We start from the raw sequence: 26,449 nt of genomic DNA on the forward strand, positions 1-26,449 counted from the left end.
CGCGAGGCGTGCAAATGCGCCGGCCTCTCGCTTTTCAGCGAATCCCGAATCCCGAATCCCGAATCCCGGCTTCACCAGCCCATCTCCATGAACCAGATGGCAAAGAACGCATCCAGCACGATCACCAGCGAGATCGACTGGACCACGCTGGAGGTGGTGCGCTCGCCGACCGACTGCGCGGTGCCCTTGACCTGCAGGCCTTCCAGGCAGCCGATCAGGCTGATCAGCAGGGCGAAGATCGGCGCCTTCGACATGCCGACCAGGAAGTGGCGCAACTGCATGGTCTCGTGCATGCGCGCGAGATATTGCTGCGGCGGGATGTCCAGGCCGTAGGCACCGACGGTCAGGCCGCCGAGCAGGCCGGCGATCATCGCCACGAACGTCAGCAGCGGCAGCATCACCAGCAGCGCCAGCACGCGCGGGATCACCAGCAGATCGATCGGGTCCATGCCCAGGGTGCGGATCGCATCGACCTCCTCGCGGCTGACCATCGCGCCGATCTGCGCGGTGAACGCGCTGGCGGTGCGGCCGGCGAGCACGATCGCGGTCAGCAGCACGCCGAATTCGCGCAGGAAGGCGATGCTGACCAGTTCGACCACGAAGATGGTCGCGCCGAAATCCTTGAGGATGGTCGAGCCCAGGAACGCCACCACCGCGCCGACCAGGTAGCACAGCAGCGCGATCAGCGGCACCGCGTCGAGGCCGACCTGTTCCATGTGATGCACGGTCGCGGTCGGGCGGAAGCGACCCGGGCTCTTGAACAGCCGCAGCATCTTGACCAGGGTTTCGCCGAAGAAGGCGACCAGGGCCAGCACTTCCTTCCAGTTGTCGGTGACCGCGTAGCCCAGGCGCGCGAGCGCGGCCTCGAAGCCGTACTCGCGCTTCTTCTTGGGCCGTTCGTCGGCCACGTCCTCGATCGCGCTGACCAGCGCGCGATGGCTTTCGTGGAAATTGAACGCGGCGTCGAAATCGAGATCGTGGCGGCGCGCATAGCGCATCAGCTGCAACACGCCGACCGAATCGAGCCGCTCGACCCCGCTCGCGTCGATTTCGGCGGTGCCCTCGGGCGCCTGCTTGAGCGCCTCGCCGATGGCGACCGCATGTTCGAGGGTCCAGCATCCGGAAAGGCGTAGCCGCGAAGGCCTGGAGCCGTCGGCGGTGAGTTCCGGTGGGTGCGCGGTCGATAGGGTCATAGGGCCTCGGCGGGAGGATACAGGCTAGGGATGACGAGGTGAGGGCTGCGTGGGGGGAGCCGGGAATCGGGAATGGGGAATCGGGAATCGGTTAAGCAGGCAACCGACATGGCGAGGCTTGCCGATTCCCCATTCCCGATTCCCGATTCCCGGCAACTCAAACGCGTGCCATGCTTTCCGACTATGTCGACCCCGCATCCGCTCAGTGCCGCCAGCTACGCCGCCCGCATCGCGTTCGTGGTCGAGTTGGCCGAGCGTCTGCACAGCTACGGCACCACCGCGCAGCGGCTGGAGGGCGCGGTGAGTTCGGTGGCGCAGAAACTGCGCCTGGAGTGCGAGCCGTGGTCGAACCCGACCGGCCTGATCCTCACCTTCAGCGATCCCAACCGGCCGCTCGGCGACAGCGACACCACCCGGGTGATCCGGCTGCCGCCCGGCGAGAACGACCTGTACCGTCTCAGCGAAACCGACCGCATCGCCGAGGAGGTGATGGCCGGGCGGCTCGATCTGGCCGCCGGCCACGCCGCGCTGGAAACCCTCGACCGCCCGCGCAGCCTGCGCTGGCGCTCGATGCAGGTGATCGCCTACGGCCTGGCCGCGGGCGCGGTCGCCAGCCTGCTGCGGCTGCCGTGGCTGGACATCGGCGTGGCCTCCATCAACGGTTTGATGATCGGCCTGCTGGTCGACATCTCTGGCCGCCGGCCGCGGCTGCGCGAGGCGCTGGAAGCGATCGCCGGCATGTTCGCCGCGCTGACCGTGTTGCTGGTCGCCAATTTCATCGCCCCGCTGAACCAGAACACGGTGATCATCGCCTCGCTGATCGTGCTGCTGCCCGGATTGGCGCTGACCAATGCGGTCAACGAACTGACCAGCCAGCATCTGGTCTCGGGCACGGCGCGTTTCGCCGGCGCGGTGACCACGGTGGTGAAACTGGCGGTCGGCACGGTGATCGGGCTGTACCTGGCCGATCTGGTCGGGCTGGAGCCGGTGGTGCGCGCGTCGCGTCCGCAGGCGCCGTGGGTCGAATGGGGCGGGCTGGCGGTGGCGTCGTACGCCTTCGCGGTGCTGTTCCGCGCCCACCGCGGCGATTACCTCAAGGTCATGGCCGCGGCCGCCGGCGGTTATCTGATTTCGCGTTTCGTCGGCCTGGCCTGGGGCAGTCCGGCGGGAATCTTCCTCGCCGCCCTGGTCATGACCGCGCTCGGCAACGCCTACGCGCGCTGGGGCAACCGGCCCGGGGCGATCATCCGCGTGCCCGGGATCATTCTGCTGGTGCCCGGCAGCGTCAGCCTGCGCGGGCTGCTGACGATGATTCAGCAGCAGGACGTCAACGTCGGCCAGGACGCGGTGCTGGCGGTGCTCAATATCCTGCTCGCGCTGATCGCGGGGCTGATATTCGGGAATTTGTTGTTGCCGGCTCGGCGGAATTTGTGAGGACGGCCGGGATTGGGGATTTGGGATTGGGGATTGGCAAGAGCGAGAGCGGTCGTGGCCAAGGCACTGCCTATGACTTGGCTTTTTGCGGATCCCCAATCCCCAATCCCGAATCTCGAATCTCGGCTCCAAGCCTTTGACTTGGCTTTTGCGAATCCCTAATCCCGAATCCCCAATCCCGGCTCCAATGAAAACGCCGGCTTAAGGCCGGCGGTTTCGGTGATTTTGGGTTTTAGTCCCGTTACTTGATCAGGAAATCTTCCAGCTTCTTGCCTTGCGCGGTGTACGCGGCCAGCCAGCGCGGCTGCTTGCCGCGGCCGGTCCAGGTTTCGCCGGTGTTGGCCGGGTTCTGGTATTTCGGCGCGACCTTGCCCAGCGGCTTGCGCGCCTTGCGCGCGGCCGGAGCGGCGGCCTTGGTGGCCTTGCTCGCCTTCGGGCCGCGGGTCGCCGGAGCGGCGTTGCCGAACAGCTCTTCCAGGGTGTAACCCTCGGTCTTGAGCAGGGTGCTGATTTTCTTGCGCACGGCCGCGATGGGTTTGCGCTTGTTCAAGGTGGTCTTGCGCTTCTTGGCCTGGCTGATCAGGGATTCGAGTTCTTTCGCGGACAACGTGGAGAGATCGATCGACATGTAGCCTCCGGGGAGTATGGTCGGAAATGACGGCCAGTCCCTGGCGCGCGGCAGCATAGTAAGGGCAGGGAAGTCTGCCGTAAATGCGCGGGAAGATATACACGAATATCGCCCGCTGAAGCCAGTGGCGCGCGCGCGGGAATTTGTGGCCGCGTAAACGGTTTAAAAAAACGCGCGCAAGCCGGGCCGGCCGTGCCCGTCGCCGAGGCTTGCGCGGCCTGGGTTTGCGTCGATTGCGCGGGCTTGGCGGGCGCGGTCCGGACTCGCCGATCGAACTCGCCGGATTACCGGCGCCGTTTGAAACGGCTTGTGGAAACGACCTGTCGAACGGGTTATCGAAAGCGTGTTATCGAGCGCCGCAGCGGAGATATCGGGCCGATATACCGGGGTTTTTCGAGCTAGGCACGAAACCTGCTTGGGGCGGTGCGAAACCGGGACCGTCGCGATTACCCCGCCGTGACGGGCGGGGTAATCGGATCGTATCGTCGCGGCGTTCGCCGGCGGCGTCGAAACCGCCGCCGGCTTATTGTGACAGGCCGCCGATCCGGGCCAGGACCGCGGCGCGGTCGAGATTCTCCGCTTCGCTGGCGCGGCGGTGGCGGTATTCGAAACTGCCCGCGGCCAGGCCGCGTTCGGACACCACCACGCGGTGCGGCACGCCGATCAGTTCGATGTCGGCGAACATCGCGCCCGGGCGCAGGCCGCGGTCGTCGAGCGCAGCGTCGACGCCGGCCTTGACCAGGTCCTGATACAGCGCCAGCGCGGCCTCGGCCACGGCCGGGTCGTTCTTCGGGTTGATCACGCACACCACCGCCTGCCACGGCGCCATCGCCTCGGGCCAGGCGATGCCGGCGTCGTCGTGGTTCTGCTCGATCGCCGCGGCGACGATGCGCGACACGCCGATGCCGTAGCAGCCCATCGCCGGGGTGGTGGCCTTGCCGGTGTCGTCGAGCACGGTCAGCTTCATCGCCTCGGCGTATTTGCGGCCGAGCTGGAACACGTGGCCGACTTCGATGCCGCGGGCGATGCCCAGGCGGCCCTGGCCGTCGGGCGAGGGATCGCCGGCGACCGCGTTGCGGATGTCGGCGACCTCGTTGGGTTCGGCCAGATCGCGGCCCCAGTTGACCCCGGCGAGGTGGTAGCCGTTCTCGTTGGCGCCGACCACGAAGTCGGCCATCGCCGCGACGCTGCGGTCGGCGATCACGCGGACGTTCTTAAGCGGCTTGACCGGACCCAGGAAACCCGGCTGCGCGCCGAGGTGTTCGACGATCTCCGCCTCGGTGGCGAGGCGATACTCGGCCAGGCCGGCGAGCTTGGACAGCTTGATCTCGTTGATCGCGTGGTCGCCGCGGACCAGGGCCAGCGCGAACTGCGGCTTGCCGTCGGTGTCGCTGCCGACGATCGCGATCGACTTAACCGTGCGGGTCAGCGCGATGCCCATCAACGCGGCGACGTCCTCGCAGGTCTTCTGGGTCGGCGTGTCGACCTTGCGCAGCTCTTCGCCCGCGGCCGCGCGCGGGCCCGGCGACACCGCTTCGGCCAACTCGACGTTGGCGGCGTAATCCGAGCCGTCGGAGAACGCGATCGCGTCCTCGCCCGAATCGGCGAGCACATGGAACTCGTGCGAGGCGCTGCCGCCGATCGCGCCGGTGTCGGCGAACACGGCGCGGAACTTCAATCCCAGACGGGTGAAGATGCGGCCGTAAGTGTCGTACATGTTTTGGTATTCGCGGCCGAGATCCGCGTCGGTGACGTGGAACGAGTAGGCGTCCTTCATCAGGAACTCGCGTGCGCGCATCACCCCGAAGCGCGGGCGGATTTCGTCGCGGAACTTGGTCTGGATCTGATAGAAATTGACCGGCAGCTGCTTGTAGCTGGCCAGTTCGTTGCGGGCGAAGTCGGTGATGACTTCCTCGTGGGTCGGGCCGAAGCAGTACCACGCTTCCTTGCGATCCTTGATCTTGAGCAACTGGCCGCCGAATTTTTCCCAGCGACCGGTTTCCTCCCACAGCTCCTTGGGTTGCACCGCCGGCATCAGCACCTCGATCGCGCCCGCGGCGTTCATCTCCTCGCGCACCGCGCGCTCGACCTTGCGCAGCACGCGCAGGCCCAGCGGCGACCAGGTGTACAGGCCGGCGGCGAGCTTGCGGATCATGCCGGCCTTGAGCATCAGCTTGTGGCTGATGATTTCGGCTTCGGCGGGGGTTTCCTTGCTGGTGTGGAGATGAAAGTGCGACAGGCGCATCGGCAGGGGTTCGCGGATGGGGAAAGCGAACAGTTTGCCAGTTGGGGCCGGGATTCGGGATTTGGGATTCGGGATTGGCGGGTTTTCGCCGTGGCGGACAGGGCGCGCGCAAACGAAAAACGCCGGATCGCCCGTGAGGGCGACCCGGCGTCAGATCATCGAGTCGGATCGGTCGCGAGCAAAACCCGCCGTGACCAATCCCGAATCCCTAATCCCGAATCCCGGCCTCTCAGCTCTCCGCCTGCTTCTGCGGCGTAGCCCGCGGCGACGGCGAGGAGCTGGCCGCGGGCGTGGCGCCGGGCGTGGCCGGGGCCGCGGCGGTGCAATTGACCCGGATCTGGGCCTTGGCCAGTTCGACCTGGGCGGCGCGCTGCTGCGCGTCGAGCACGCCGTCGGCCTTGCCGTCGCCGTTGCTGTCCATGCCGACCGCGGCCGCGCTCTCCAGCTGCTTGAGATTGGCGCGCGCGCCGGTGCATTGCGCGTTCTCGCTCGGCGCGGCGGTCGTGGCGGTCTGCGCCGGGGTGCCGGTGCGGTTCTGGATCACCCGGTTCTTGACCCCGGCCTGACCCTGTTCGGGCGGCGGCGAGTCGGAGTAGTGGGTGACGCCCTTGGCGTCCTTCCACTGGTACAGCTCGGTGGCGGCGGCCGGCGCGACGGCCAGCAGCACCAGCAGAGCGGTCGGGACGGCGCGCAGGCCCAGCGCCGACAAGGCGCGGCGGGCGGAATAACGGGAGGTGCAGGACATGACGAGGCTCCGGAACGGGGCTGGCGGAACGAGCGGAAACTACGTTACAGCGGGGGATGCGAGATTGCAGCATCCTGCTCGGGCGCAGGCAAGCGCTACACTTCCCAGTTATGGAACCTCAACCCACGCCCCGCCCGCGCGGACGCGGCATCTATTTGCTGCCTAATTTGTTCACCACCGGCGGCCTGTTCGCCGGTTTCTACGCGATCATCGCCGCCACCCAGGGCCGTTTCGACGAGGCCTGCATGGCGATCTTCATCGCCGCGATCCTCGACGGCGTCGACGGCCGGGTCGCCCGGCTGACCAACACCCAGAGCGAGTTCGGGGTTCAGTACGACTCGCTGGCTGACCTGATCAGCTTCGGCCTGGCGCCGGCCATGGTCATGTACCACTGGGCGCTGATCTCGACCAAGCTCGACGGGGTGATCCCCGGCAAGATCGGCTGGGTCGGCGCGTTCCTGTACGCCGCCTGCGCCGCGCTGCGCCTGGCGCGCTTCAATTCCCAGGTCGGCCAGGTCGACAAGCGCTGGTTCATCGGCCTGGCCAGCCCGGCCGCGGCCGGACTGGTCGCCAGTTTCGTGTGGACCTGCCACAGCTTCGACCTGGACGGCGAGCGCTTGCGCTACGCCGCGCTGGCGCTGACCGTGATCGCCGGGCTGCTGATGGTGAGCCGGCTGCGCTATGTCAGCTTCAAGGGCAGCGGCCCGCGCAACGACCGGGTGCCGTTCCTGGCGGTGCTGGTGGTGGTGGTGGTGGTGGTCGCGATCGCGATCGATCCGCCGCGCGTGTTGCTGGCGATCTTCGCGCCGTACGCCTTGTCCGGCCCGGTCCAGGCGCTGTGGCGCCGCATGCGTCGCACGCCGCAGGAGCCGCCGCCGCCCAGTCCCACCGGTGCGCCATGAGCGGGCTGTGGAGCGCGCAGCAGCGCGAATGGCTGCAGGCGATGGGGCATACGGTGATGAGCCTGGCCGGCAGCGAGCCGCCGGCCGAGGCGCCGACTGCGAATGCCGCGTCCGCCGATTCGGCCCGCGGCGCCGAGCCGGACGCGCGTGCATCGCAGCCGGCGCGCGCGCGCGCGGGGTCCGAATCCGTCGCGCCCGAACGTCGCGCACCCGAACGTGCCGCGGCCCACTCCGGCCAAACCGCGCCGCGCGCCGCGAACGCTGGCGACGACACGCCGGCCTTGTTGCGCAACCTGCTGCGCGCCGCGCGCCGCGCACAAGGCGATGCGCAGGTGCTGGCGCTGTTCGATCCGTCCTTGCGCGGCAACGCCGCGGCCAAGCGCGCGCTGTGGCCGCAGTTGCGCAAGCTGCGACGCACCGGTAACCACGGATGAGCGCGCAGGCGTCGGAGTTCGATCCCGCCGCCGCGCCCCGCGCGTTGCGGCCGATGCGCGAGGACGACCTCGAACTCGTCCACGCCATCGAGATTCGCGCCTACGAATTCCCCTGGACCCCGGGCATCTTCCGCGACTGCCTGCGCGCCGATTACCCGGCCTGGGTGTTGACCGAAAACGAGCGCATCGTCGGCTACTTCCTGATGAGCCTGGCCGCCGGCGAAGCGCACGTGCTCAACGTCTGCGTCGCGCCCGAAGCGCACGGCCACGGCTTCGGCCGCAAGCTGCTGCGCGCGCTGCTGCACGTCGCCCGCGGCCGCGGCGCCGAGCGCGTATTCCTGGAAGTGCGGCCGTCCAATCCCGGCGCGATCGCGCTGTACCACAGCGAAGGCTTCAACGAGATCGGCCGTCGCCCGCGCTACTACCCGGCGCGCGGCGGACGCGAAGACGCTTTGGTGATGGCGATCGAACTATTGCCGAGTGAGTAAGCGGGTTTGATCGGCGCTCGAACGTGCGCGCGGTCATGCTTCGATCCGCGCGATCAATGCTGACGACGCGTGAACGGTGACCGGGTTCGCGCAATGACGCGTACCGAATAGCCGACGGCTATCGCTGCCATCCAAACAAACGATTTTCCCCGATCGCATGCCTGTAGGACGCTGCCGCGCAGTCCCCACAGAGCCATGCCCATGCCTCATCGCAGTTTGATCGCGGCCTTCGTTTCCGCGCAGTTGCTTCTCTCCGGCGCCGCCTTCGCCCAGGCCGCGCCGCCCCTGACGCGCGACAACGGCGCGGTGGTCGGCGACAACCAGAACTCGCAGACCGCCGGCGCCGACGGCCCGGTGCTGCTGCAGGACGTGCATCTGATCCAGAAGCTGCAACGCTTCGATCGCGAACGCATCCCCGAACGCGTGGTGCATGCGCGCGGCACCGGCGCGCACGGCAGCTTCACCGTCACCGGCGACATCTCGCAATACACCCGCGCGAAAGTGTTCCAGCCCGGCGCCACCACGCCGGTGTTCGTGCGCTTCTCCACCGTGATCCACGGCAATCACTCGCCGGAAACCCTGCGCGATCCGCGCGGTTTCGCCACCAAGTTCTACACCAGCGAAGGCAACTGGGATCTGGTCGGCAACAACCTGCCGGTGTTCTTCATCCGCGACGCGATCAAGTTCCCGGACATGGTGCATTCGCTCAAGCCCAGCCCCGACACCAATGTGCAGGACCCGGCGCGGGTGTTCGATTTCTTCTCGCACGTGCCCGAAGCCACGCAGATGCTGACCCGGGTGTATTCCGATTACGGCACCCCGCGCAGCTATCGCGAGATGGACGGCAACGGCGTGCACGCCTACAAGCTGGTCGACGACAAGGGCGGCTACGTCTACGTCAAATTCCACTGGGACAGCCGCCAGGGCGAGCACAATCTGTCCGGCGCGCAGATCGCCTCGGTGCAGGGGCGCGATTTCAATCATCTGTCCAATGACCTGATGCAGGCGATCGAGCGCGGCGACTATCCCAAGTGGGACCTGTACGTGCAGATCCTCAAGCCCGATCAGCTCGATCAATTCGCGTTCAATCCGCTCGATGCGACCAAGATCTGGACCGGCGTGCCCGAGGTCAAGGTCGGCACCATGACCCTGGACCGCAACCCGGCCAACATCTTCCAGGAAACCGAGCAGGCCGCGTTCGCGCCGGCCAATCTGGTGCCGGGCATCGAACCGTCCGAGGATCGGTTGCTGCAGGGCCGCATGTTCTCCTACGCCGATACCCAGTTGTATCGCGTCGGCACCAACGTCAATCAGTTGCCGATCAACGCGCCGAAGGTCGCGGTCAACAGCAACAACCAGGACGGCGAACACAACAGCGGCGCGCGCACCGGCAAGGTCAACTACGAACCCTCGCGCATCCAGCCCAAGCCGCAGTCCGATGCCGGGCGTTACAGCGCTTTGCCGCTAAGCGGCGCGACCCAGCAGGCGCGCATCGCCAAGACCTTGAACTTCCGCCAGGCCGGCGAGTTCTACCGCTCGCTGTCGGCCGACGAACGCAAGAGCCTGATCGCGAATCTGGCCGGCGACCTGGGCCAGGTGCGCGACGAGACCACGATGTACACGATGCTGTCGTACTTCCATAAGGCGGACGCCGACTACGGCACGCGTCTGGCGCAGGCGCTCAAGCGCGATGCGGGCAAGGTGAAGACCTTGTCGGATGCGTTGAGCGACTGATCGTTCGCGACATTCCGGAGCGATTAATCGGGTCGCCGCGCGCGTCCCGATTCATCGCTTCGGGTGGACATCAAGATTGCGCGCGTTGCTTACGCGCTTACATCACTTCCGCAACGCCGCATCCTTCGCGATGCGGCGCATCGAACCGGCGCGGCCGCGATGGCTGAGCGCCTGGAGACTTTCATGAATTCCATGTTGTTGAAACTCCCAGCGGGCGCGCTGCTTGCGTTTGCGATCGTCGCGGTGCCCGCGTTCGCGCACGGTCCTGCGGGGCCGACTCAAGCGGCGGCGGCTGGCGCGCACGCGAGCCCGCATGCCGCGACGCAACCCGATCACGGCCATGCCGCGTCCACGGCTCATGCCACGCCCGCGATTGATTCGTCCCCGCTCGCGAGCAAGGACCTGAGTCCTTACCTGTTCGACGCCGCCCGCGCCGGCGATGTCGAGGTGCTCAAGTCGCTGCTGGCGCGCGGCGTGCAGGTCGATGCGCGCGACGAACGTGGTTCGACCGCGTTGATCCTCGCCGCGTACTACGGCAAGGCCGATGCGGTGCGCACCTTGCTGGACGCCGGCGCCTCGCCGAACCTGGGCGACAGCGCGCGCGGCAACACCGCGCTGATGGGCGCGTTGTTCAAGGGCGAGATCGAAAGCGCCCGGCGCTTGCTCGCCGACCCGCGCACCGACGTAAACGCGCGCAACGCCGCCGGCCAGACCGCGCCGATGTTCGCGGCCTTGTTCGGCCGCGCCGATCTGGTCGAAGCCTTGGCCGCGCGTCAGGCCGATTTCGCCCTTACCGATGCCAGCGGCGCCACCGCCGAAGCGCTGGCGCGCACGCAGGGCAATGCGGTATTGGCGGATCGGTTGGCCGCGTTGAGTCGGAAGCGGGAGGGCTGAGAATCCCGGAATCGGGAATCGGGAATCGGGAATCGGGAATCGGGAATCGGGAATCGGGTCCCCGCGCCGGATGCCGTCGCGCCCGTCAAGCCGAATAGAGTTCGGCCGGAAGGCCGTTGAACTCCGGTCCGGCCATCGACGCGCCTTCGAGCGAGTCGACCTGATCGAGCGCTTGGCTGACCGCATTGACGATCGACGCGCGCGTGGCGATGGCGCGGAAACGATCACGCGGTCCGTTGTGATACATGCGTGTCGCCGTGACCGCGGCCAAAGCGAACAAAGGCTCGCGTTCGCACGGAATCGAACGCCATTCGCCGTCGGCGGTTCGCGCGGAAAAGGTCTGCGGCAGTTCCATGCCGGCGCAGTTCGGGATATGCGCGACCAGCACCAGGCCGAAGGCCTCGGGAATCACGTCGACCAGCCGGCGCGCGGTCAGCGGATGCCCGGCCAACGCGAGCATGTCGTCTTCGATCGCGCTGTCCGTGCGTTCGCCCTGGCCGAAAACCTCGATGGCCGACGCGACCAGGTCGGGCGTCAGCGCCAGCGGCGGCAGCGGGCCGTCATCGCGCCCGTTACCGCCACGGCCCTTGAACCAACCCAGCAGGCGTCGCGGCACGCGCCGCTCAGCCCAGCTTCGCGCGCTGCGCGGTCAGCCCTTCAAGCTGCACGTTCCAGTCGACCAGACGCTTGCGCTCCTGTTCGACCACCGCCGCCGGTGCGTTCTGCACGAAGGTCTCGCTCGACAGCTTGCCGCGGCTCTTGCCGATTTCGCCGTCGATGCGCTTGATTTCCTTGTCCAGGCGCACGCGCTCGGCATCGAGCTTGTCGGCCGGCAGCGGCACCAGCAGGGTCAGCTCGCCGACCACCGCGGGCGCGGCCGGCGGCGTCGGCGCGCCGTCGTCGACGAACTCGATGCGATCGATCTTGTTGAGGAACTTGAGCTGCGAGGCGAAACGCTCGGCGCGCACGCGATCGGACGCATCGCCGTTGACCAGCAACAAGCTCACGAAGTCCGACGGCTTGACGTTCAATTCGCTGCGCACCTTGCGCAACGCCGACACCATCGCCTTGAGCCATTCGATGTCGCTTTCGGCCTGGGCATGGTCGCCGTCGAATTCGGACGCCTGCGGATACGGACGCAGCATCACCGTGGTTTCGCTGATGCCGAGCTTCGGCGCGACCTGCTGCCACAGTTCCTCGGTCACGAACGGGATCAGCGGATGCAGCAGCGACAACAGGCGTTCGAGCACGTACAGCAGGGTGTGGCGGGTGCTGTTCGCGGCAGTGGCGTCCTCGCCCTGCAGCGCCGGCTTGGACAGTTCGACGAACCAGTCGCAGAACGCGTTCCAGGCGAATTCGTACAGCGACTGCGCGAGCAGGTCGAAGCGATACGCGGCGAAATGGGTCTCGGCCTCGGCCGAGGTCTTGGCCAATTGCGCCAGGATCCAACGCTCGGCGTCGGTCTTCGGCTGCGGCGCGCCGCTGAAGCTCGCGCCTTCGGTGTTCATCAACACGAAGCGCGTGGCATTCCACAGCTTGTTGCAGAAATTCTTGTAGCCCTCGGCGCGGCTCAGGTCGAACTTGATGTCGCGGCCATGCGTCGCCAGCGCGGCGATGGTGAAGCGCAGCGCATCGGCGCCGAACGCGGGAATGCCGCCGGGGAATTCCTTGCGCGTGGCTTTCTCGATCTTCTCGGCGTGCTTGGGATTCATCAGGCCGGTGGTGCGCTTGTCGACCAAATCTTCCAGGGTGATGCCGTCGACCAGATCGATCGGGTCGAGCACGTTGCCCTTGGACTTGGACATCTTCTGGCCGAACTGATCGCGCACCAGGCCGGTGATGTACACGTCCTTGAACGGAATCTGCCCGGTGAAGTGGTCGGTCAGCATGATCATGCGGGCGACCCAGAAGAAGATGATGTCGAAACCGGTGACCAGCACCGACGACGGCACGAAGCGCTCGAACCCGCGCGCGCCCATCGTCGCCTCGTCCGGCCAGCCCATCGTGCTGAACGGCCACAGGCCCGAGGAGAACCAGGTCTCCAGCACATCGTGGTCCTGCTGCAATGCGACGTCCGCGCCGATCCCACCGCGCGCGCGCGCATCGGCTTCGTCGCGACCGACGTAGATCTTGCCGTCGGCGTCGTACCACGCCGGAATGCGATGGCCCCACCACAGCTGGCGGCTGATGCACCAATCCTGGATGTTTTCCATCCAGTGACGGTAGGTGTTGATCCAGTTCGGCGGGACGAAACGGATATCGCCCTTCTCCACCAGATCGAGACCGCGCTTGGCCAGGCCGTCCATCTGCACGAACCACTGGTCGGTCAGATACGGCTCGATCACCTGATTGGTGCGGTCGCCGCGCGGCACCTGCAGCTTGTGCGGCTTGGTTTCGATCAGGATGCCTTCGGCTTCCAGATCGGCGAGCACGACCTTGCGCGCTTCGTAGCGATCCAGGCCGACGTACTTCGCCGGCGCGTTGTCGTTGACCGCCGCGTCGGGGGTGAAGATGTTGATCATCGGCAGGCCGTGGCGCTGGCCGACCGCGTAATCGTTGAAGTCGTGCGCGGGCGTGACCTTGACCACGCCGGTGCCGAATTCGCGATCGACATAGCTGTCGGCGATGATCGGAATCTCCCGCGCGCTCAGCGGCAGGGTCACGGTCTTGCCGATCAGGTGCTGATAGCGCTCATCGTCCGGATGGACCATGACCGCGGTATCGCCGAGCATGGTTTCCGGGCGCGTGGTCGCGACCACCAGGGTGGCGCTGCCGTCGCTGAGCGGGTAGGCGATCGACCACAGGAAGCCGTCTTCTTCTTCGTTGATCACTTCCAGATCGGAGATCGCGGTCTTCAGCACCGGGTCCCAGTTGACCAGGCGCTGGCCGCGGTAGATCAAGCCTTGCTCGTGCATGCGCACGAAGGCTTCGATCACCGCGTTCGATGCGATCGGGTCCATGGTGAACACCGAGCGCGACCAGTCGCCGGAGGTGCCCAGGCGGCGCATCTGCCGTTCGATGGTGTCGCCGGATTTGCCCTTCCACTCCCACACTTTCTCGATGAAGCCGTCGCGGCCCAGACCGTCGCGGGTCAGGCCCTCGGCGCCGAGATTGCGCGCCACCACCATCTCGGTGGCGATGCCGGCATGGTCGGTGCCCATCTGCCACAGCGTGTCGTAGCCGCGCATACGGTGGTAGCGGATCAACGCATCCTGCAAGGTGTGCTGGAACGCGTGGCCCATGTGCAGGGTGCCGGTCACGTTCGGCGGTGGCAACAGGATGGAATAGGGCTCGCCCTCGCCGCGCGGCTTGAATACGCCGCTGCTTTCCCACTGTTCGTACAGGCGGGTTTCGAACTGTTTGGGGTCGTAGCTGGGGGCGAGGGACATTTGAGAGCCGGGATTCGAGATTGGGGATTCGGGATTAGGTAAATCAAGAGCAGGGCCGGGTGGTTTTTCGAATCTCGAATCCCCAATCCCGAATCTCCGCTGCTCACATATCGTGCTTATTCAAAGCCAGCCCACGCGCCTGGTACTGCTTCCAGCGCTCGCGCAGCGGGCCGCGCGCGGAGTCGTCGGCGGGGACCACTTCGAGCACGCGCTCGAAGCCGTCGGCGACCGCGGCGTCGCGCAGGTTGATGACCAGCGCGCGCAACGCGGCCTGCGAGTCGGGCGCGGCGATCAGCACGTCGGCTTCGTCCTCGTCCTCGTCCATGCCGGCGATCTGGTGCGGGATGTAGGCGTCCTCGCCCATGTCCCACAGCATGTCGTCGAGCTGTTCGGCTTGCTCGGCGCTGCGCGCCAGGATCAGCGTGGACAGCCCGGCGTCGTGCGCCTTGCGCGTCAGCTCGCAGACCAACCGAAGCGGTTCTTGTTTGAAGCGCGGCGATTGGATCAGGTAGAAGTCAGCGCGGGGCATAGGGGCCGGGAATCGGGAATGGGGAGTGGGGAATCGGTTGAAGCGAGAAGCCAAAGCGAGAAGCGAGAAGTGAGGAGTGAGAAACGCAGAGCGAGAATCGGTCGCGACGCAAGCGCTCTACCGATTCCCGATTCCCCATTCTCGATTCCCGATCCTCAATTCCCGTTTCGTTCCAGCAGCCACTGGCTCAGCAAACCCACCGGCCGGCCCGTCGCCAGGCCGCGCTTGCCTTCTTCGTTGGATACGCCGGCGATGTCCAGATGCGCCCAGCGCTGGCCTTCGGTGAAGCGCGCGAGGAAGCAGCCGGCGGTGATCGCGCCGGCCCAGCGGCCGCCGATGTTGTAGACGTCGGCGAAGGCCGATTCGAGCTGGGTCTGGTATTCGTCCCACAGCGGCAGGCGCCAGGCGCGGTCGAACACTTCCTCGCCGGCGCTGAGCAGTTCGGCCGACAGATCGTCGTGCTTGCTCATCAGGCCGGTGGCGAACTTGCCCAGCGCGACCACGCAGGCGCCGGTCAGGGTGGCCACGTCGAGCAGCGCCTGCGGTTCGAAGCGCTGCGCGTAGGTCAGCGCGTCGCACAGGATCAGGCGGCCTTCGGCGTCGGTGTTGCCGACTTCGATGGTCTTGCCGGACATGCTGGTGAGCACGTCGGACGGGCGGTAGGCGTCGGCGTCGGGCATGTTCTCGACCGCCGGCACGATCACCACCAGGTTGATCGGCAACTGCATGCCGACCGCCGACACGAACGCGCCCATCACGCTGGCGGCGCCGCACATGTCGAACTTCATTTCCTCGATTCCGCCCTGGACCTTCAGGTTGATGCCGCCGGTGTCGAAGGTGATGCCCTTGCCGACCATCACATAAGGTTTCGCGTCGCCGCCGTTGTTGTACTTGAGCACGATCAGCTTGGGCGGGTTGGCCGAGCCGCGCGCGACCGCGAGCAGCGAGCCCATGCCGAGTTCCTGCATCTGCTCGCGATCGAGCACTTCGCAGTCGGTGCTGTCGAAGCGGGCGGCGAATTCGGTCGCCTGCTGGGCCAGATAGGCCGGGTTGCAGACGTTCGGCGGCAGGTTGCCCAGTTCGCGCGCGAACTGCACGCCGGCGGCGATCGCCTGGCCCTGGGCCAGCGCGGTCGCGTCCGAGCCGCTGATCGACAGCGTGCGCAGGCCGGGTTCGTCCCGGCTCTTGCCGAGCGCGGCCTTGCCGAGGGTCGCGGTGTAGCGGTAGCAGGCGTGATCGGCGGCGATCGCGGCCTGACGGATCGCCCAGGCGGCGTCGCGGCCGGCGACCGGCTCTTCGCTGATGGTGAAGATCGCGTGCGCGACCGGGCCGGCCTTGAGCGCGCGCGCCGCGTCGCCGACCGCCTTGAGGTACTGGGCGACGCCGAACTTGCCGGCCTCGCCGAGACCGACCACCAGCACGCGCGGCGAGGCCACGCCGGGCAGGTCGTGCAGCAGCGAGGTCTTGCCGGTCTTGCCGCTGATGTCGCCGCGCTCCAGCAGCGCGGTCAGGCGTCCGCCGCTGGCTTCATCCAGCGTTCGCGCGGTAGCCGTCAGGGTCTTGTCGGCAAAGGCGCCTACCACGATGCAATCGGTTTGAGCGGCCGCGGACGCGTCGCGGTTCAGGTCGAATTCGAGGGTCATCCAACAGATTCCCGAGCAGATAAGAGGTTGTGTACGTACAATCGATCGGCTTTGCGCGATGCGGAGAACCGGGGCGGAAGCCGCGGAACCCGCATTGCCCATATCGCACCGGTGATCGCGTCGGAGGTGACTCCGGCGCCAGCGATGCACCACCAGTGGTGACGCTGGCACCAGCGGTAAATCTGGGGCCTGTGCCGCGCAACCCCAACCCGGGGCGATCGCGGTCCGGCCGGCCGTCGAACGAACTCCCGAGTTTAAAGCAAGCCCGCCCGATGCCGAAGCCCAACCCGAAGCGCGCCTTCCTACCCGATGCTCAAGCTTGACCGATACCTCTCCGGCGAATTCGCCCAGGCGATCTTCGCCACCCTGGTGGTGCTGCTGATCGTAAGCGTCGGCGGCGCCTTCACCGATGTGCTCGAAGACATCGCCAAGGGCAAGGTCCCGGCCGGGATGATGCTGATCCAGCTGGGCCTGGTGCTGATCAAGTGGCTGCCGCTGATCCTGCCGCTGGCGCTGATGCTGGGGCTGATGCTCGGTATCGGCCGGCTCTATCGCGATTCGGAAATGCCGGTGATCTCCTCGATCGGCGTGGGCCCGCGCCGGCTGCTCAAGCCGCTGCTGCTGGTCGCCGGGCCGATCATCCTGCTGGTCGGGGCCTGCTCGCTGTGGCTGGGGCCGTGGGCCGACCGGGCCTCGCGGCAGATGATCAACGAGGCCAATCGCAGCCTGGTCGTGGCCGGCCTGGAGCCGGGCGCCTTCACCGGCCTGCCCGGCGACAACGGCGTGATCTATGTGGGCGCGATGTCCGACGATGGCACCCGGTTCGAACGCATCTTCATTTACCGCCACAAGCCCGGCCGCCAGGACGTGACCACGTCCAAGAGCGGCCGCCTGACCGTGGACGCCAACGGCGACCGCTATCTGACCCTCGACGACGGTTTCGAGGTCGAAGGCCCGGTCGACGGCAGCCTGAATTTCCGCCTGATGCGGTATGTCAGCAACGACGTGCTGCTGCCGGCCAGCGAGAACCGCTACGACCCCAAGTCGCCGGAAATGCTCAACACCCTGCAGCTGATCGGCGATCCACGCCGCGAGGCCGCGGCCCAGCTGCATTACCGGATCGCGCCGCCCTTGCTGGCGCTGGCGTTCGCCCTGCTGGCGGTGCCGCTGGCGCGCAGCACGCCGCGCCAGGCCCGCTACGGGACCATGCTGATCGGTTTTCTGACGTTCCTGATCGGCAACAACTTCATGATGATGGGCACCGGCTGGATCGAGGACGGCAAGACCCCGGCCGCGCTGGGGCTGTGGTGGCTGACCTTGCCGATGCTGGCGGTGACGTCCTGGATGTATTTCCGTGACGGCCGGGTCGGCCGGCGCAGGGCGATCGTATGAAGCCGTTTCCGAAGATCCACGACGTCTATGTCGCCAAGGTCGTGCTCAGCACGGTGCTGCTGACCTGGGCGGTGCTGCTGGGCCTAGACTTCATGCTCAGCTTCGTCAATGAGTTCGGCGACGTCGGCAAGGGCCGCTACGGCGTGGTCCAGGCCCTGGCCTACATGCTGCTGACCGTGCCGCGCCGCGCCTACGCGCTGTTTCCGTACGCCTCAGTGGTCGGCTCGCTGATGGCGCTGGGGCAACTGGCGTCGACCTCCGAGCTGACCGTGCTGCGCGCGATCGGCCTGTCGCGGCGGCGCCTGAGCATCGCGGTGGCCGGCTCGCTGGCGATCCTGACCGTGCTGATGGTGATCAACGGCGAGACCGTCGCGCCCGAGGCGCAGCGTCGCGCCGAATCGCTCAAGGCCGCGGCCAAGTCGAATAACCAGGTCGTGGCCGAGTACTCCGGGCTGTGGGCGCGCGAGGGCGATGTGATCCTCAGCGCGAGCCAGGGCCAGGAGCGCAGCGCCGGCAACGACCGCTGGCTGGAACTGCGCGACGTCAGCCTGTACCAGTTCGGCGCCGACGGGCGTCTGGTTTCGATCGCGGTCGCCGGCATCGCCGAGCACCGTCCGGGCGGCTGGTTGCTGCGCAACGTCACCCGCACCACCTTCCACGCCAAGTCGGCCGAGAAGACCCAGGTTCCCGAGGAGCGCTGGGAGTCCAAGCTCGACAGCTCGGCCTTGATGAGCGGCACCAATCGCCCTCGTTATCTGACCGCCAAGGCGCTGCACAAGGCGATCGAGGACCGTCAGCGCAATCAGCTCGATGCCGGCGAATTCGAAGCTCACTACTGGGGCCGCTGGTTCTATCCGCTGAATGTGCTGGCGCTGTGTCTGGCGGCGGTGCCGTTCGCCTTCGGCAGCCTGCGCAGCGGCGGCATGGGCAAGCGCTTGTTCATCGGCATCGTGTTCGCGCTGGTGTTCTGGCTGCTGCAGACCCAGTTCGTCGAACTGGCCAAGGTGTTCCGCTTCGACTTCCGTCTGGCCTATCTGGCGCCGACGGTGGTGATGCTGGCGGTGTCGGCGCTGTTGTTCAGACGACGGTCGGGTTAGCGCCTGCGGCTTGATCGGGTCGTCAGCGTGTTGCCCTGAGGCGTGTGTGGCGTTCGGCTGCGACGACCATAGCGACGCAACCACACGATCACGTTCGGCGATCGCAACCAATCGGGGCTCAAGCCCCACCCGCGCAGACCTCGTGGTCTGCGACGTGGCTAGCGGCGCGATGCGACGCGCTTACTTGGTGCGCTTGGGCAACCGGATCGTGCGGGTCCCGCTCGCGCGGTCGTGCCAGGTCAGGCGATCGCGGTCGAACCAAGCCCACCAGAGGCCCAATCCCGCCGCGGCCAGCGACACTGTGCCGACGGCGTAACGCAGCCACAGCGCTTTCCAGCCGGGGGCTTGATCGCCCGGGCCGGTCACCTGCAGCCGCCACGGCCGCATGCCCAGAGTCTGGCCGCCGCGGCGCCAGCTCACCGTCGTATAGGCGCCGGCTAGCAGCCAGCACACGGTCCACTGCACGGACCACCACAGCGTGTAGGGGCGGATGTTTTCGTGGGTGTCGTGCCCGGCCAAGGTGAACGCGAGCACGAACGCGGCGCCGGCCAGCATCCACAAGGCCAGCACTGGCCAGAAGTCGTAGAACATCGAAAGCAGGCGCCAGCCGATCAGGGCGGCGGGGCGGACGGATGCGGTGTCGGCGGTGGCGGTCGGGTCGGGCGAAGTCATCGCATCAGAATAAGCGAGGTCGGGTCGGGAGCCACCCGCGCAGGCTTGCGGGGTGGGCATTGCACTCGCCGCCGCAGCGCGCCTGCCGCTGCCGTCTTTGCCATTCCGCGGCCGCCGGCCGATCATGCCGACATGAGTTCCACCACCCCCGCCGAACGCCGCGTCCAGGCCATGTCGCTGCCGCCGCTGGACGACGCCGACGCCATCGCCATCACCGCGTTCCTCGACACCCTCTGGGCCGAGAACGGACTCGCGCGGCAGACCCTGGACAGCTACCGCCGCGACCTGGAGGGCCTGGCGCGCTGGCGCGACGGCGCCGGCCTGGCCGATGCCGACCGCACGGCGCTGTACGACTATCTGGCCTGGCGCGCCCGCGAAGGCTATTCGCCGCGCAGCAACGCCCGTCTGCTGTCTGCCTTGCGCGCGTTCTATGCGTTCCGGGTGCGGCGCGGCCAGCGTCATGACGACCCCACCGCATTGCTGGCGCCGCCGAAACTGCCGCGCTCGCTGCCCAAGGCGCTGGCCGAAAGCCAGATCGACGCGCTGTTGAACACGCCCGACCTGGACACTCCGCTGGGCCTGCGCGACCGCGCCATGCTCGAGCTGATGTACGCCGCCGGCTTGCGCGTGAGCGAGTTGGTCAACCTGCCCGCGACCGCGCTCAACCTGCGCCAGGGCGTGTTGCGGGTGATGGGCAAGGGCAGCAAGGAGCGGCTGGTGCCGCTGGGCGAGGAGGCCCAGCACTGGCTGGAGCGCTACCTCGCCCAATCGCGGCCGCGACTGGCCGGCAAGCGCGCGCTGGCGCCGTTGTTCCTCGAGGCCAGCGGCGAAGCCCCGAGCCGGCAAGCGTTCTGGCATCTGGTCAAGCGCTACGCGGTGCTGGCCGGGATCGACCCGGCCAAGATCAGCCCGCACGGCCTGCGCCACAGCTTCGCCACCCACCTGCTCAACCACGGCGCCGACCTGCGCGCGCTGCAGATGCTGCTGGGGCACAGCTCGCTGTCGACCACCCAGATCTACACTTTGGTGGCGCGCGAACATCTGAAAAAGCTGCACGCGCGGCACCACCCGAGGGGGTGAAAGCAGGCGCTCACGCGGCACTGCCGCGTGCCTGCTTGAACGCCCGGCGCACTGCGCCGGGCCGGGAGCGCAACTCCCAGCTCAAGCGTTCCGCAACGAAGCAGCGAACCTGCCGCATGCCTGCTTGAACGCCCGGCGCACTGCGCCGGGCCGGGGCGCGACGTCCGAGTTCACGCGCCGCACAGCCGCGGCCGCGACATCATGGTTGCGTCGTGGTCCGCGTGTCGCGGTCGCAGCTCGCGCAGCTCCTGCAGGGGGAATCCGAGCTTCGTCGCGGCTTATGGGCGCAACCGTGCTCGGCTCGGAGGGCCGGAGTGCTTCGACGAACACCCGAGTCAGCGCCGAATCCCCTGTAGGAGCGGCGTGAGCCGCGACCGCGCCAATCCACCGACGTCGCCAGTCCGGTCTCGCGAAAGCGGTTCGCGCGGTTCCTGCATGCAGGCATCCGGTACCCGGCTCATTCCGCCGCATGGGTTGCCGCGGTCACGACCGTGAGTGGCAGCAGCGCGCCTATGCGCACGCTTCCCACGCCCCGCATGAGCCAAACCGCGACCCCCATCGCCCCTTGTCCACGTGATACCCATCGCGGAACCACGATCCCACCCCCACCCATGCCACAATCGGCCGAACCTATTCCCCGTCGGGGGGTCCAAGCCCCGACCCCAGAACGCCAAGGAATCGATTGATGAAGCGCATCCTATTTGCCCTGATCGGCGCGATCAGCCTGTCCGCCTGCGCGCAGGCGCCGCAGGGTGCCGCGGCCGCCAAGACCGATCCGGCCAAGCCCGCCGCGCAAGCGTCGAAGGGCGCCGCGCCGAAGGTCGAGGCCGGCAGCGCCGACGCGCGCGCGGTCGACGCCATCCGCACCCTCAACCCCAACGTCACCATCGACAAGGTCGGCCCGGCGCCGATGCCGGGCTTCCGCGAAGCGCTGGCCCAGGGCCAGGTCGTGTACGTCAGCGACGACGGCCGTTACCTGTTCCTGCCCGGTTCCGGCGGCGCGCTGTTCGACACCCAGGTCAAGAAGAACCTCAGCGAAGACAGCTTGGCGGGAATGCGCAAGGACCTGGTCAAGACCATCCCGGCGAGCGAGCGCATCGTGTTCGCGCCGGCCAATCCCAAGCACACCGTCACCGTGTTCACCGACGTGGAATGCGGCTACTGCCGCAAGCTGCATAGCGAAATCGCCGAATACAACCGTCAGGGCATTGCGATCGAATACCTGGCGTTCCCGCGCATGGGCATCGGCAGCGACGACTACAAGAAGATGGTCTCGGTGTGGTGCGCTCCGGACCGCCGCAAGGCGATGACCGAGGCCAAGAGCGATCAGGGCACGATCGCCAGCAAGGACTGCAAGAACAGCGTCACTCAGCAGTACAACGTCGGCCAGCGCGCCGGCCTGACCGGCACCCCGATGATCCTGACCGCCGACGGCGTGCAGCTCGGTGGCTACGTCCCGCCGGCGCAGCTGCGCGAGGCGCTGGACAAGCTGGCGGCCGAGTCGAACAAGCCGGCCGGCGCGGCCAAGCCGACCGCGGCGGTGGCCGCTCCGGTGGGCGGGCTGTAAGCCGGAGCGATCCGGCCAGTACCGCGAAAAGGCCGCGCATTGCGCGGCCTTTTCGTTTCTGGCCTGCTCGCGTGAGGATCGGCGCGCGACGCCCGGCGCAAGTCCCGGATGCACACCGACGACACGACGCGGTCGGACTCGGGCATTGAGGCCCGGCGGCGGCCGGCGCCGGGCAGGGCGCCCGACGGGTCGACCCGTCCAGCGGTCCGCGATCTCATCGTCGTGTCGGCCGGGCTCGTGGCCCGAAGCCCGGCCCCGGTTTTGGTTACAATACCGGGCCCTGCGTTGCACGGTTCCCCGGACATGATCGTCCTCGAGGGCCCCTCGGCCCTGTCTTCGTTCCGCCGCGAGCGTCTCCAAGCTCGCCTGTCCGCCCTTAATTCCAGCGTCCGCCTGTTAGACGCCTGGCCCGTGTACTGGGTCGAACCCGAAGCCGGCGCCTCGCCCGACGACGCGACCCTGCGCCGCATCCTGCAGGCCGAGGCCAGCGAAGCGGCGCGCGAAAGCGACGCCGTTTCGCGCTACGTCACCCCGCGCCTGGGCACGCTCTCGCCCTGGGCCAGCAAGGCCACCGAGCTGCTGCGCGGCGCCGGCCAGCCGGTCAAGCGGGTCGAACGCGGCACCCGCTACGACCTGAGCGGCTGGCCGAGCGACGCCGCCACCCAGGGCGCGCTGGCCAAGGTCCTGCACGACCCGATGACCCAGTCGCTGCTCGACACCAGCGACGACGCGGCGGCGCTGTTCTCGGTGCCGGCGCGCGGCGAACTCGAACGCATCGCCCTGGACGACCTGGAATCGGCGAATTCGCGCCTGGGCCTGGCCCTGGCCGACGACGAAATCGGCTACCTGCGCGAACGCTACACCGCGCTGGGGCGGATGCCGTCCGACGTCGAACTGATGATGTTCGCGCAGGCCAATTCCGAGCATTGCCGGCACAAGATCTTCAATGCCTCGTGGACGCTCGACGGTCGCGAACAGCAGTACTCGCTGTTCAAGATGATCAAGCACACCCACGCGCAGACCCCGGAAAACACCTTGTCGGCGTACAGCGACAACGCCGCGGTGGTCGAAGGTTATCCGGCGCGGCGGTTCCGGCCGCAGCCGGGCAGCCATGCCTACACGGCCGAGGCGCAGATCCCGTCGGCGTTCTGCATCAAGGTCGAAACCCATAACCACCCGACCGCGATCGCGCCGTTCCCCGGCGCCAGCACCGGCAACGGCGGCGAAATCCGCGACGAAGGCGCGACCGGACGCGGCGGACGGCCCAAGGCCGGTCTGTGCGGTTTCAGCGTCTCGCACTTGCGCATTCCGACCCTGCCGCAGCCATGGGAAAGCGAACGTTCGCTCAACCCGCGCATGGCGCCGGCCCTGGAAATCATGCTCGACGGCCCGATCGGCGCGGCCGCGTTCAACAACGAATTCGGCCGGCCGAACCTGGTCGGTTATTTCCGCAGCTTCGAATTGTCCGAAGGCGAAACCGCCAACGGCACGCTGACCCGCGCCTACGACAAGCCGATCATGCTCGCCGGCGGCCTGGGCGCGATCGATCGCGTGCAGGTGGCCAAGCTGGGCCTGAAGCCCGGCCACGCGGTGATCGTGCTCGGCGGCCCGGCGATGCTGATCGGCCTGGGCGGCGGCGCGGCCAGCTCGGTCGCCTCCGGCGACAGCGCCGAGGACCTGGATTTCGCCAGCGTGCAGCGCGACAACCCGGAAATGGAACGCCGCTGCCAGGAAGTGATCGACCGCTGCGTCGCGCTCGGCGAAAACAATCCGATCGACAGCGCTCACGATGTCGGTGCCGGCGGTCTGTCCAACGCGATTCCCGAACTGCTGCACGACTCCGGCCTCGGCGGCGTGATCGATCTGGCGAAAGTGCCCAGCGACGATCCCTCCTTGTCGCCGATGCAGCTGTGGTGCAACGAATCGCAGGAACGCTACGTGCTGGGCCTGCCGGCCGATCGCGTGGCCGATTTCGCCGCGATCTGCGAGCGCGAGCGTTGCCCGTTCGCGGTGGTCGGGTATGCGACCGCGGAAGAGCGTCTTGTTGTCGGTTACGGCGCGACGGTGGAGTCGGTGTATGGCGATGGCGAATCCCGAATCTCCAATCCCGAATCCCCGCTTCATCCCATCGATTTCCCCATGGACGTCCTGTTCGGCAAGCCGCCGAAGATGCACCGCGACACCCGCCATCCCGCGTCCGCGCCGTGGCCGGCGCTGGACTGGGACGGGCTCGATCTGCGCGAAGCCGGCCTGCGCGTGCTCGCGCATCCGACCGTCGCGGCGAAGAACTTCCTCATCACCATCGGAGACCGCACCGTCGGCGGCCTGGTCGCGCGCGATCAGATGATCGGCCCGTGGCAGCTGCCGATTGCCGATTGCGCGATCACCTTGAGCGACTTCGACGGCTTCGTCGGCGAAGCGATGGCGGTCGGCGAACGCACCCCGCTGGCGCTGCTCGACGCGGCCGCCGCGGCGCGCATGGCGGTCGGCGAAGCGATCACCAACCTGTGCGCCGCGCCGGTCGAATCGCTCAACCGGATCAAGCTGTCGGCCAACTGGATGGCGGCGGCTTCGCATCCGGGCGAAGACGCGTTGCTGTTCGACGCGGTCAAGGCGGTCGGCCTGGAACTGTGTCCGGAACTCGAGTTGAGCATTCCGGTCGGCAAGGATTCGTTGTCGATGCAGGCGCAGTGGGCTGGGAATCGGGAATCGGGAATCGGGAATGGGGAAGGCGGATCGTCGCCGGTCTCGCACAAATCCGTATCGCCGGTTTCGCTGATCGTCAGCGCGTTCGCGCCGGTGGTCGACGTGCGTCAGCAGCTCACCCCGCTGTTGTCGCGCGAAGGCGACACCGAGCTGTGGCTGATCGGCCTGGGCGCCGGCAAGCAGCGCTTGGGCGGATCGGTGCTGGCGCAGGTGCATCCGCAGGCCGTCGGCAAGCATGCGGCGGACGGCGGTCTGCCGGCATTCGCCGGTCAGCACGTCGACGGCGCGCGGCATGAAAGCGGCGTCCCCGATCTCGACAGCCCGCAGCGTCTGCGCGATTTCTTCGAACTCATCCGCGATGCGCGCGAAGCCGGCCTGCTGCTGGCCTATCACGACCGCAGCGACGGCGGCGCGTTCGCGACCCTGGCGGAAATGGCGTTCTGCTCGCGCCTGGGCCTGGACATCAGCCTCGACGGTTGGGGCGAAGACCCGTTCCGCACCTTGTTCAACGAAGAACTCGGCGCGATCGTGCAGATCCACAACGACGACCGCGCCGAATTCGCCGACCTGATCGCGCGTCATGGCTTGATCGATTGCGCGCAGCGCATCGCCAAGCCGACCACGGCGCCGTCGATCCGGATCAAGGACGACGGCAAGGTGCTGATGGAATGGCGCTGGGACGAATTGTTCGACGCGTGGTGGTCGACCAGCCATGCCTTGCAGAAGCTGCGCGACAACCCCGACTGCGCCGACGAGGAGCGCGCGATCGCGCGCGATTTCGCCGCGCCGGGTCTGAAGCCGAAGTTGAACTTCGACCCGAACGAAGACATCGCCGCGCCCTTTATCAATACGGGCGCGCGGCCGAAGGTCGCGATCCTGCGCGAGCAGGGCGTCAACGGCCAGATCGAAATGGCCGCCGCGTTCGACCGCGCCGGCTTCGAAGCCTTCGACGTGCACATGAGCGACCTGATCAACGGCCGCTTCGCGCTGGGGGACTTCAAGGGCTTCGCCGCGTGTGGCGGCTTCAGCTACGGCGACGTGCTCGGTGCCGGCCGCGGTTGGGCCACCAGCATTCTCGAGCGCAGCGCGTTGCGCGATGCCTTTGCCGCGTTCTTCGCGCGCGAAGACAGCTTCTCGCTGGGCGTGTGCAACGGTTGCCAGATGCTCGCCCAGCTCAAGCCGATCGTGCCGGGCGCCGAGCATTGGCCGGTGTTCCTGCGCAATCGCAGCGAGCAATTCGAAGCGCGCCTGGGCTTGCTGGAAGTGGTCGAATCGCCATCGCTGTTCCTGCGCGGCATGGCCGGCTCGCGCATTCCGGTCGCGGTCGCCCACGGCGAAGGCCGCGCCAGCTTCGCCAACAACCTCGATCGCAGCGCCGCCGACATCGCGCTGCGCTACATCGACGGCGAAGGCCGCGTCGCCGACCGTTACCCGCTCAACCCGAACGGTTCACCCGACGGCATCGCCGGCCTGACCAGCCGCGACGGCCGCGCGACCTTGTTGATGCCGCATCCCGAACGCACCCTGCGCAGCGCCAATTTCAGCTGGTCGCCGAAGGACTGGGCCGGCGATTCGCCGTGGCTGCGCATGTTCCGCAATGCGCGGGTGTGGGTGGGTTGATCCGCTCGCGGGATCGGACGGACTGAATCATCGCGCCCTTTGGGGCGTGATCAGTCG

The 26,449-nt window shown here is 67.5% G+C and carries 20 protein-coding genes; 11 read left to right on the top strand and 9 right to left on the bottom strand.

The genetic code is table 11. The annotated features are described in order from the left end of the window. Positions 1-71: 71 nt before the first annotated feature. Positions 72-1,193 carry an MlaE family lipid ABC transporter permease subunit gene (locus tag AC3A4T_RS11345; RefSeq protein ID WP_487675482.1) on the bottom strand — a complete coding sequence of 374 codons (1,122 nt, stop codon included), beginning with the start codon at positions 1,191-1,193 and terminating at the stop codon, positions 72-74. 183 nt (positions 1,194-1,376) lie between these two features. Between AC3A4T_RS11345 and AC3A4T_RS11350 the strand changes: the two genes are divergently transcribed. After that, entirely contained in the window at positions 1,377-2,627 is a 1,251-nt protein-coding gene (locus AC3A4T_RS11350) for a threonine/serine exporter family protein (protein WP_487675483.1), read from the top strand. A gap of 241 nt (positions 2,628-2,868) precedes the next feature. Here AC3A4T_RS11350 and AC3A4T_RS11355 read toward each other — a convergent pair whose 3' ends face one another. From AC3A4T_RS11355 to AC3A4T_RS11365, 3 genes are all read right to left on the bottom strand, one after another. Then, positions 2,869-3,255, bottom strand: a complete 387-nt coding sequence (locus AC3A4T_RS11355; protein ID WP_487675484.1) for an H-NS histone family protein — start codon at positions 3,253-3,255, stop codon at positions 2,869-2,871. A 523-nt stretch (positions 3,256-3,778) separates the two neighbouring features. Continuing rightward, positions 3,779-5,500, bottom strand: coding sequence for a proline--tRNA ligase (locus AC3A4T_RS11360; protein ID WP_487675485.1), 1,722 nt, complete (start codon positions 5,498-5,500; stop codon positions 3,779-3,781). Positions 5,501-5,729: 229 nt separating this feature from the next. Beyond that, a complete protein-coding gene (locus tag AC3A4T_RS11365; protein ID WP_487675486.1) occupies positions 5,730-6,245 on the bottom strand; it encodes a DUF4124 domain-containing protein in 516 nt (171 codons plus the stop codon). 110 nt (positions 6,246-6,355) lie between these two features. On the opposite strand from AC3A4T_RS11365, the gene pssA reads away from it, so the two are divergent. From pssA to AC3A4T_RS11390, 5 genes are all read left to right on the top strand, one after another. Further along, positions 6,356-7,147 (top strand): CDP-diacylglycerol--serine O-phosphatidyltransferase, encoded by a 792-nt coding sequence (gene pssA / locus AC3A4T_RS11370; RefSeq protein WP_487675487.1) that lies wholly within the window; start codon positions 6,356-6,358, stop codon positions 7,145-7,147. Continuing rightward, positions 7,144-7,581 carry a hypothetical protein gene (locus AC3A4T_RS11375; RefSeq protein ID WP_487675488.1) on the top strand — a complete coding sequence of 146 codons (438 nt, stop codon included), beginning with the start codon at positions 7,144-7,146 and terminating at the stop codon, positions 7,579-7,581. The genes pssA and AC3A4T_RS11375 overlap by 4 nt, the downstream gene beginning before the upstream one ends. Beyond that, entirely contained in the window at positions 7,578-8,069 is a 492-nt protein-coding gene (rimI, locus tag AC3A4T_RS11380; RefSeq protein ID WP_056105915.1) for a ribosomal protein S18-alanine N-acetyltransferase, read from the top strand. The genes AC3A4T_RS11375 and rimI overlap by 4 nt, the downstream gene beginning before the upstream one ends. Positions 8,070-8,288: 219 nt before the next feature. Next, complete coding sequence (locus AC3A4T_RS11385) at positions 8,289-9,803, top strand: catalase (RefSeq protein ID WP_487675598.1); 1,515 nt, start codon at positions 8,289-8,291, stop codon at positions 9,801-9,803. Positions 9,804-9,986: 183 nt separating this feature from the next. Further along, positions 9,987-10,697: an ankyrin repeat domain-containing protein gene (locus tag AC3A4T_RS11390; protein WP_487675489.1), complete on the top strand. Its 711-nt coding sequence runs from the start codon at positions 9,987-9,989 to the stop codon at positions 10,695-10,697. Between the two features lie 85 nt (positions 10,698-10,782). Here AC3A4T_RS11390 and AC3A4T_RS11395 read toward each other — a convergent pair whose 3' ends face one another. The 4 genes from AC3A4T_RS11395 to AC3A4T_RS11410 all read right to left on the bottom strand — a co-directional run bounded on the left by AC3A4T_RS11395 (position 10,783) and on the right by AC3A4T_RS11410 (position 16,258). Beyond that, on the bottom strand, positions 10,783-11,313 hold the full coding sequence (locus AC3A4T_RS11395; RefSeq protein WP_487675490.1) for a hypothetical protein: 531 nt from the start codon (positions 11,311-11,313) through the stop codon (positions 10,783-10,785). Between the two features lie 7 nt (positions 11,314-11,320). Further along, positions 11,321-14,086: a valine--tRNA ligase gene (locus AC3A4T_RS11400; RefSeq protein ID WP_487675491.1), complete on the bottom strand. Its 2,766-nt coding sequence runs from the start codon at positions 14,084-14,086 to the stop codon at positions 11,321-11,323. A gap of 103 nt (positions 14,087-14,189) precedes the next feature. Further along, a complete protein-coding gene (locus tag AC3A4T_RS11405; protein ID WP_056105908.1) occupies positions 14,190-14,615 on the bottom strand; it encodes a DNA polymerase III subunit chi in 426 nt (141 codons plus the stop codon). Positions 14,616-14,770: 155 nt separating this feature from the next. After that, a complete protein-coding gene (locus AC3A4T_RS11410) occupies positions 14,771-16,258 on the bottom strand; it encodes a leucyl aminopeptidase (protein ID WP_487675492.1) in 1,488 nt (495 codons plus the stop codon). A gap of 309 nt (positions 16,259-16,567) precedes the next feature. Here AC3A4T_RS11410 and lptF point away from each other — a divergent pair, with 309 nt between their 5' ends. Together lptF and lptG are read left to right on the top strand one after the other, a co-directional pair. Further along, a complete protein-coding gene (gene lptF / locus AC3A4T_RS11415; protein WP_487675493.1) occupies positions 16,568-17,650 on the top strand; it encodes an LPS export ABC transporter permease LptF in 1,083 nt (360 codons plus the stop codon). Beyond that, positions 17,647-18,747, top strand: coding sequence for an LPS export ABC transporter permease LptG (lptG, locus tag AC3A4T_RS11420; RefSeq protein WP_487675494.1), 1,101 nt, complete (start codon positions 17,647-17,649; stop codon positions 18,745-18,747). Before lptF ends, lptG begins: the two co-directional genes overlap by 4 nt. 180 nt (positions 18,748-18,927) lie before the next feature. Here lptG and AC3A4T_RS11425 read toward each other — a convergent pair whose 3' ends face one another. Continuing rightward, a complete protein-coding gene (locus AC3A4T_RS11425; RefSeq protein ID WP_487675495.1) occupies positions 18,928-19,419 on the bottom strand; it encodes an RDD family protein in 492 nt (163 codons plus the stop codon). 132 nt (positions 19,420-19,551) lie between these two features. On the opposite strand from AC3A4T_RS11425, the gene xerD reads away from it, so the two are divergent. The 3 genes from xerD to purL all read left to right on the top strand — a co-directional run bounded on the left by xerD (position 19,552) and on the right by purL (position 26,392). Beyond that, the gene (gene xerD, locus AC3A4T_RS11430; RefSeq protein ID WP_487675496.1) at positions 19,552-20,499 is read left to right on the top strand and encodes a site-specific tyrosine recombinase XerD; all 948 of its coding nucleotides are present in this window, start codon (positions 19,552-19,554) and stop codon (positions 20,497-20,499) included. 682 nt (positions 20,500-21,181) lie between these two features. Next, entirely contained in the window at positions 21,182-22,066 is an 885-nt protein-coding gene (locus tag AC3A4T_RS11435; RefSeq protein WP_487675497.1) for a DsbC family protein, read from the top strand. A 303-nt stretch (positions 22,067-22,369) separates the two neighbouring features. After that, entirely contained in the window at positions 22,370-26,392 is a 4,023-nt protein-coding gene (gene purL, locus AC3A4T_RS11440; RefSeq protein WP_487675498.1) for a phosphoribosylformylglycinamidine synthase, read from the top strand. The last annotated feature ends 57 nt before the right edge of the window (positions 26,393-26,449 follow it).

It is taken from the genome of Lysobacter sp. Soil_N_51, from assembly GCF_057655755.1.

Bases quoted from the DNA above. Each gene is read 5' to 3' on its own strand.
- AC3A4T_RS11345 (WP_487675482.1), bottom strand. From the start codon at position 1,193: ATGACCCTATCGACCGCGCACCCACCGGAACTCACCGCCGACGGCTCC.
- AC3A4T_RS11360 (WP_487675485.1), bottom strand. From the start codon at position 5,500: ATGCGCCTGTCGCACTTTCATCTCCACACCAGCAAGGAAACCCCCGCC.
- AC3A4T_RS11375 (WP_487675488.1), top strand. From the start codon at position 7,144: ATGAGCGGGCTGTGGAGCGCGCAGCAGCGCGAATGGCTGCAGGCGATG.
- AC3A4T_RS11405 (WP_056105908.1), bottom strand. From the start codon at position 14,615: ATGCCCCGCGCTGACTTCTACCTGATCCAATCGCCGCGCTTCAAACAA.
- AC3A4T_RS11365 (WP_487675486.1), bottom strand. From the start codon at position 6,245: ATGTCCTGCACCTCCCGTTATTCCGCCCGCCGCGCCTTGTCGGCGCTG.
- AC3A4T_RS11355 (WP_487675484.1), bottom strand. From the start codon at position 3,255: ATGTCGATCGATCTCTCCACGTTGTCCGCGAAAGAACTCGAATCCCTG.
- xerD (WP_487675496.1), top strand. From the start codon at position 19,552: ATGAGTTCCACCACCCCCGCCGAACGCCGCGTCCAGGCCATGTCGCTG.
- lptG (WP_487675494.1), top strand. From the start codon at position 17,647: ATGAAGCCGTTTCCGAAGATCCACGACGTCTATGTCGCCAAGGTCGTG.
- pssA (WP_487675487.1), top strand. From the start codon at position 6,356: ATGGAACCTCAACCCACGCCCCGCCCGCGCGGACGCGGCATCTATTTG.
- rimI (WP_056105915.1), top strand. From the start codon at position 7,578: ATGAGCGCGCAGGCGTCGGAGTTCGATCCCGCCGCCGCGCCCCGCGCG.
- lptF (WP_487675493.1), top strand. From the start codon at position 16,568: ATGCTCAAGCTTGACCGATACCTCTCCGGCGAATTCGCCCAGGCGATC.
- purL (WP_487675498.1), top strand. From the start codon at position 22,370: ATGATCGTCCTCGAGGGCCCCTCGGCCCTGTCTTCGTTCCGCCGCGAG.
- AC3A4T_RS11410 (WP_487675492.1), bottom strand. From the start codon at position 16,258: ATGACCCTCGAATTCGACCTGAACCGCGACGCGTCCGCGGCCGCTCAA.
- AC3A4T_RS11390 (WP_487675489.1), top strand. From the start codon at position 9,987: ATGAATTCCATGTTGTTGAAACTCCCAGCGGGCGCGCTGCTTGCGTTT.
- AC3A4T_RS11425 (WP_487675495.1), bottom strand. From the start codon at position 19,419: ATGACTTCGCCCGACCCGACCGCCACCGCCGACACCGCATCCGTCCGC.
- AC3A4T_RS11350 (WP_487675483.1), top strand. From the start codon at position 1,377: ATGTCGACCCCGCATCCGCTCAGTGCCGCCAGCTACGCCGCCCGCATC.
- AC3A4T_RS11400 (WP_487675491.1), bottom strand. From the start codon at position 14,086: ATGTCCCTCGCCCCCAGCTACGACCCCAAACAGTTCGAAACCCGCCTG.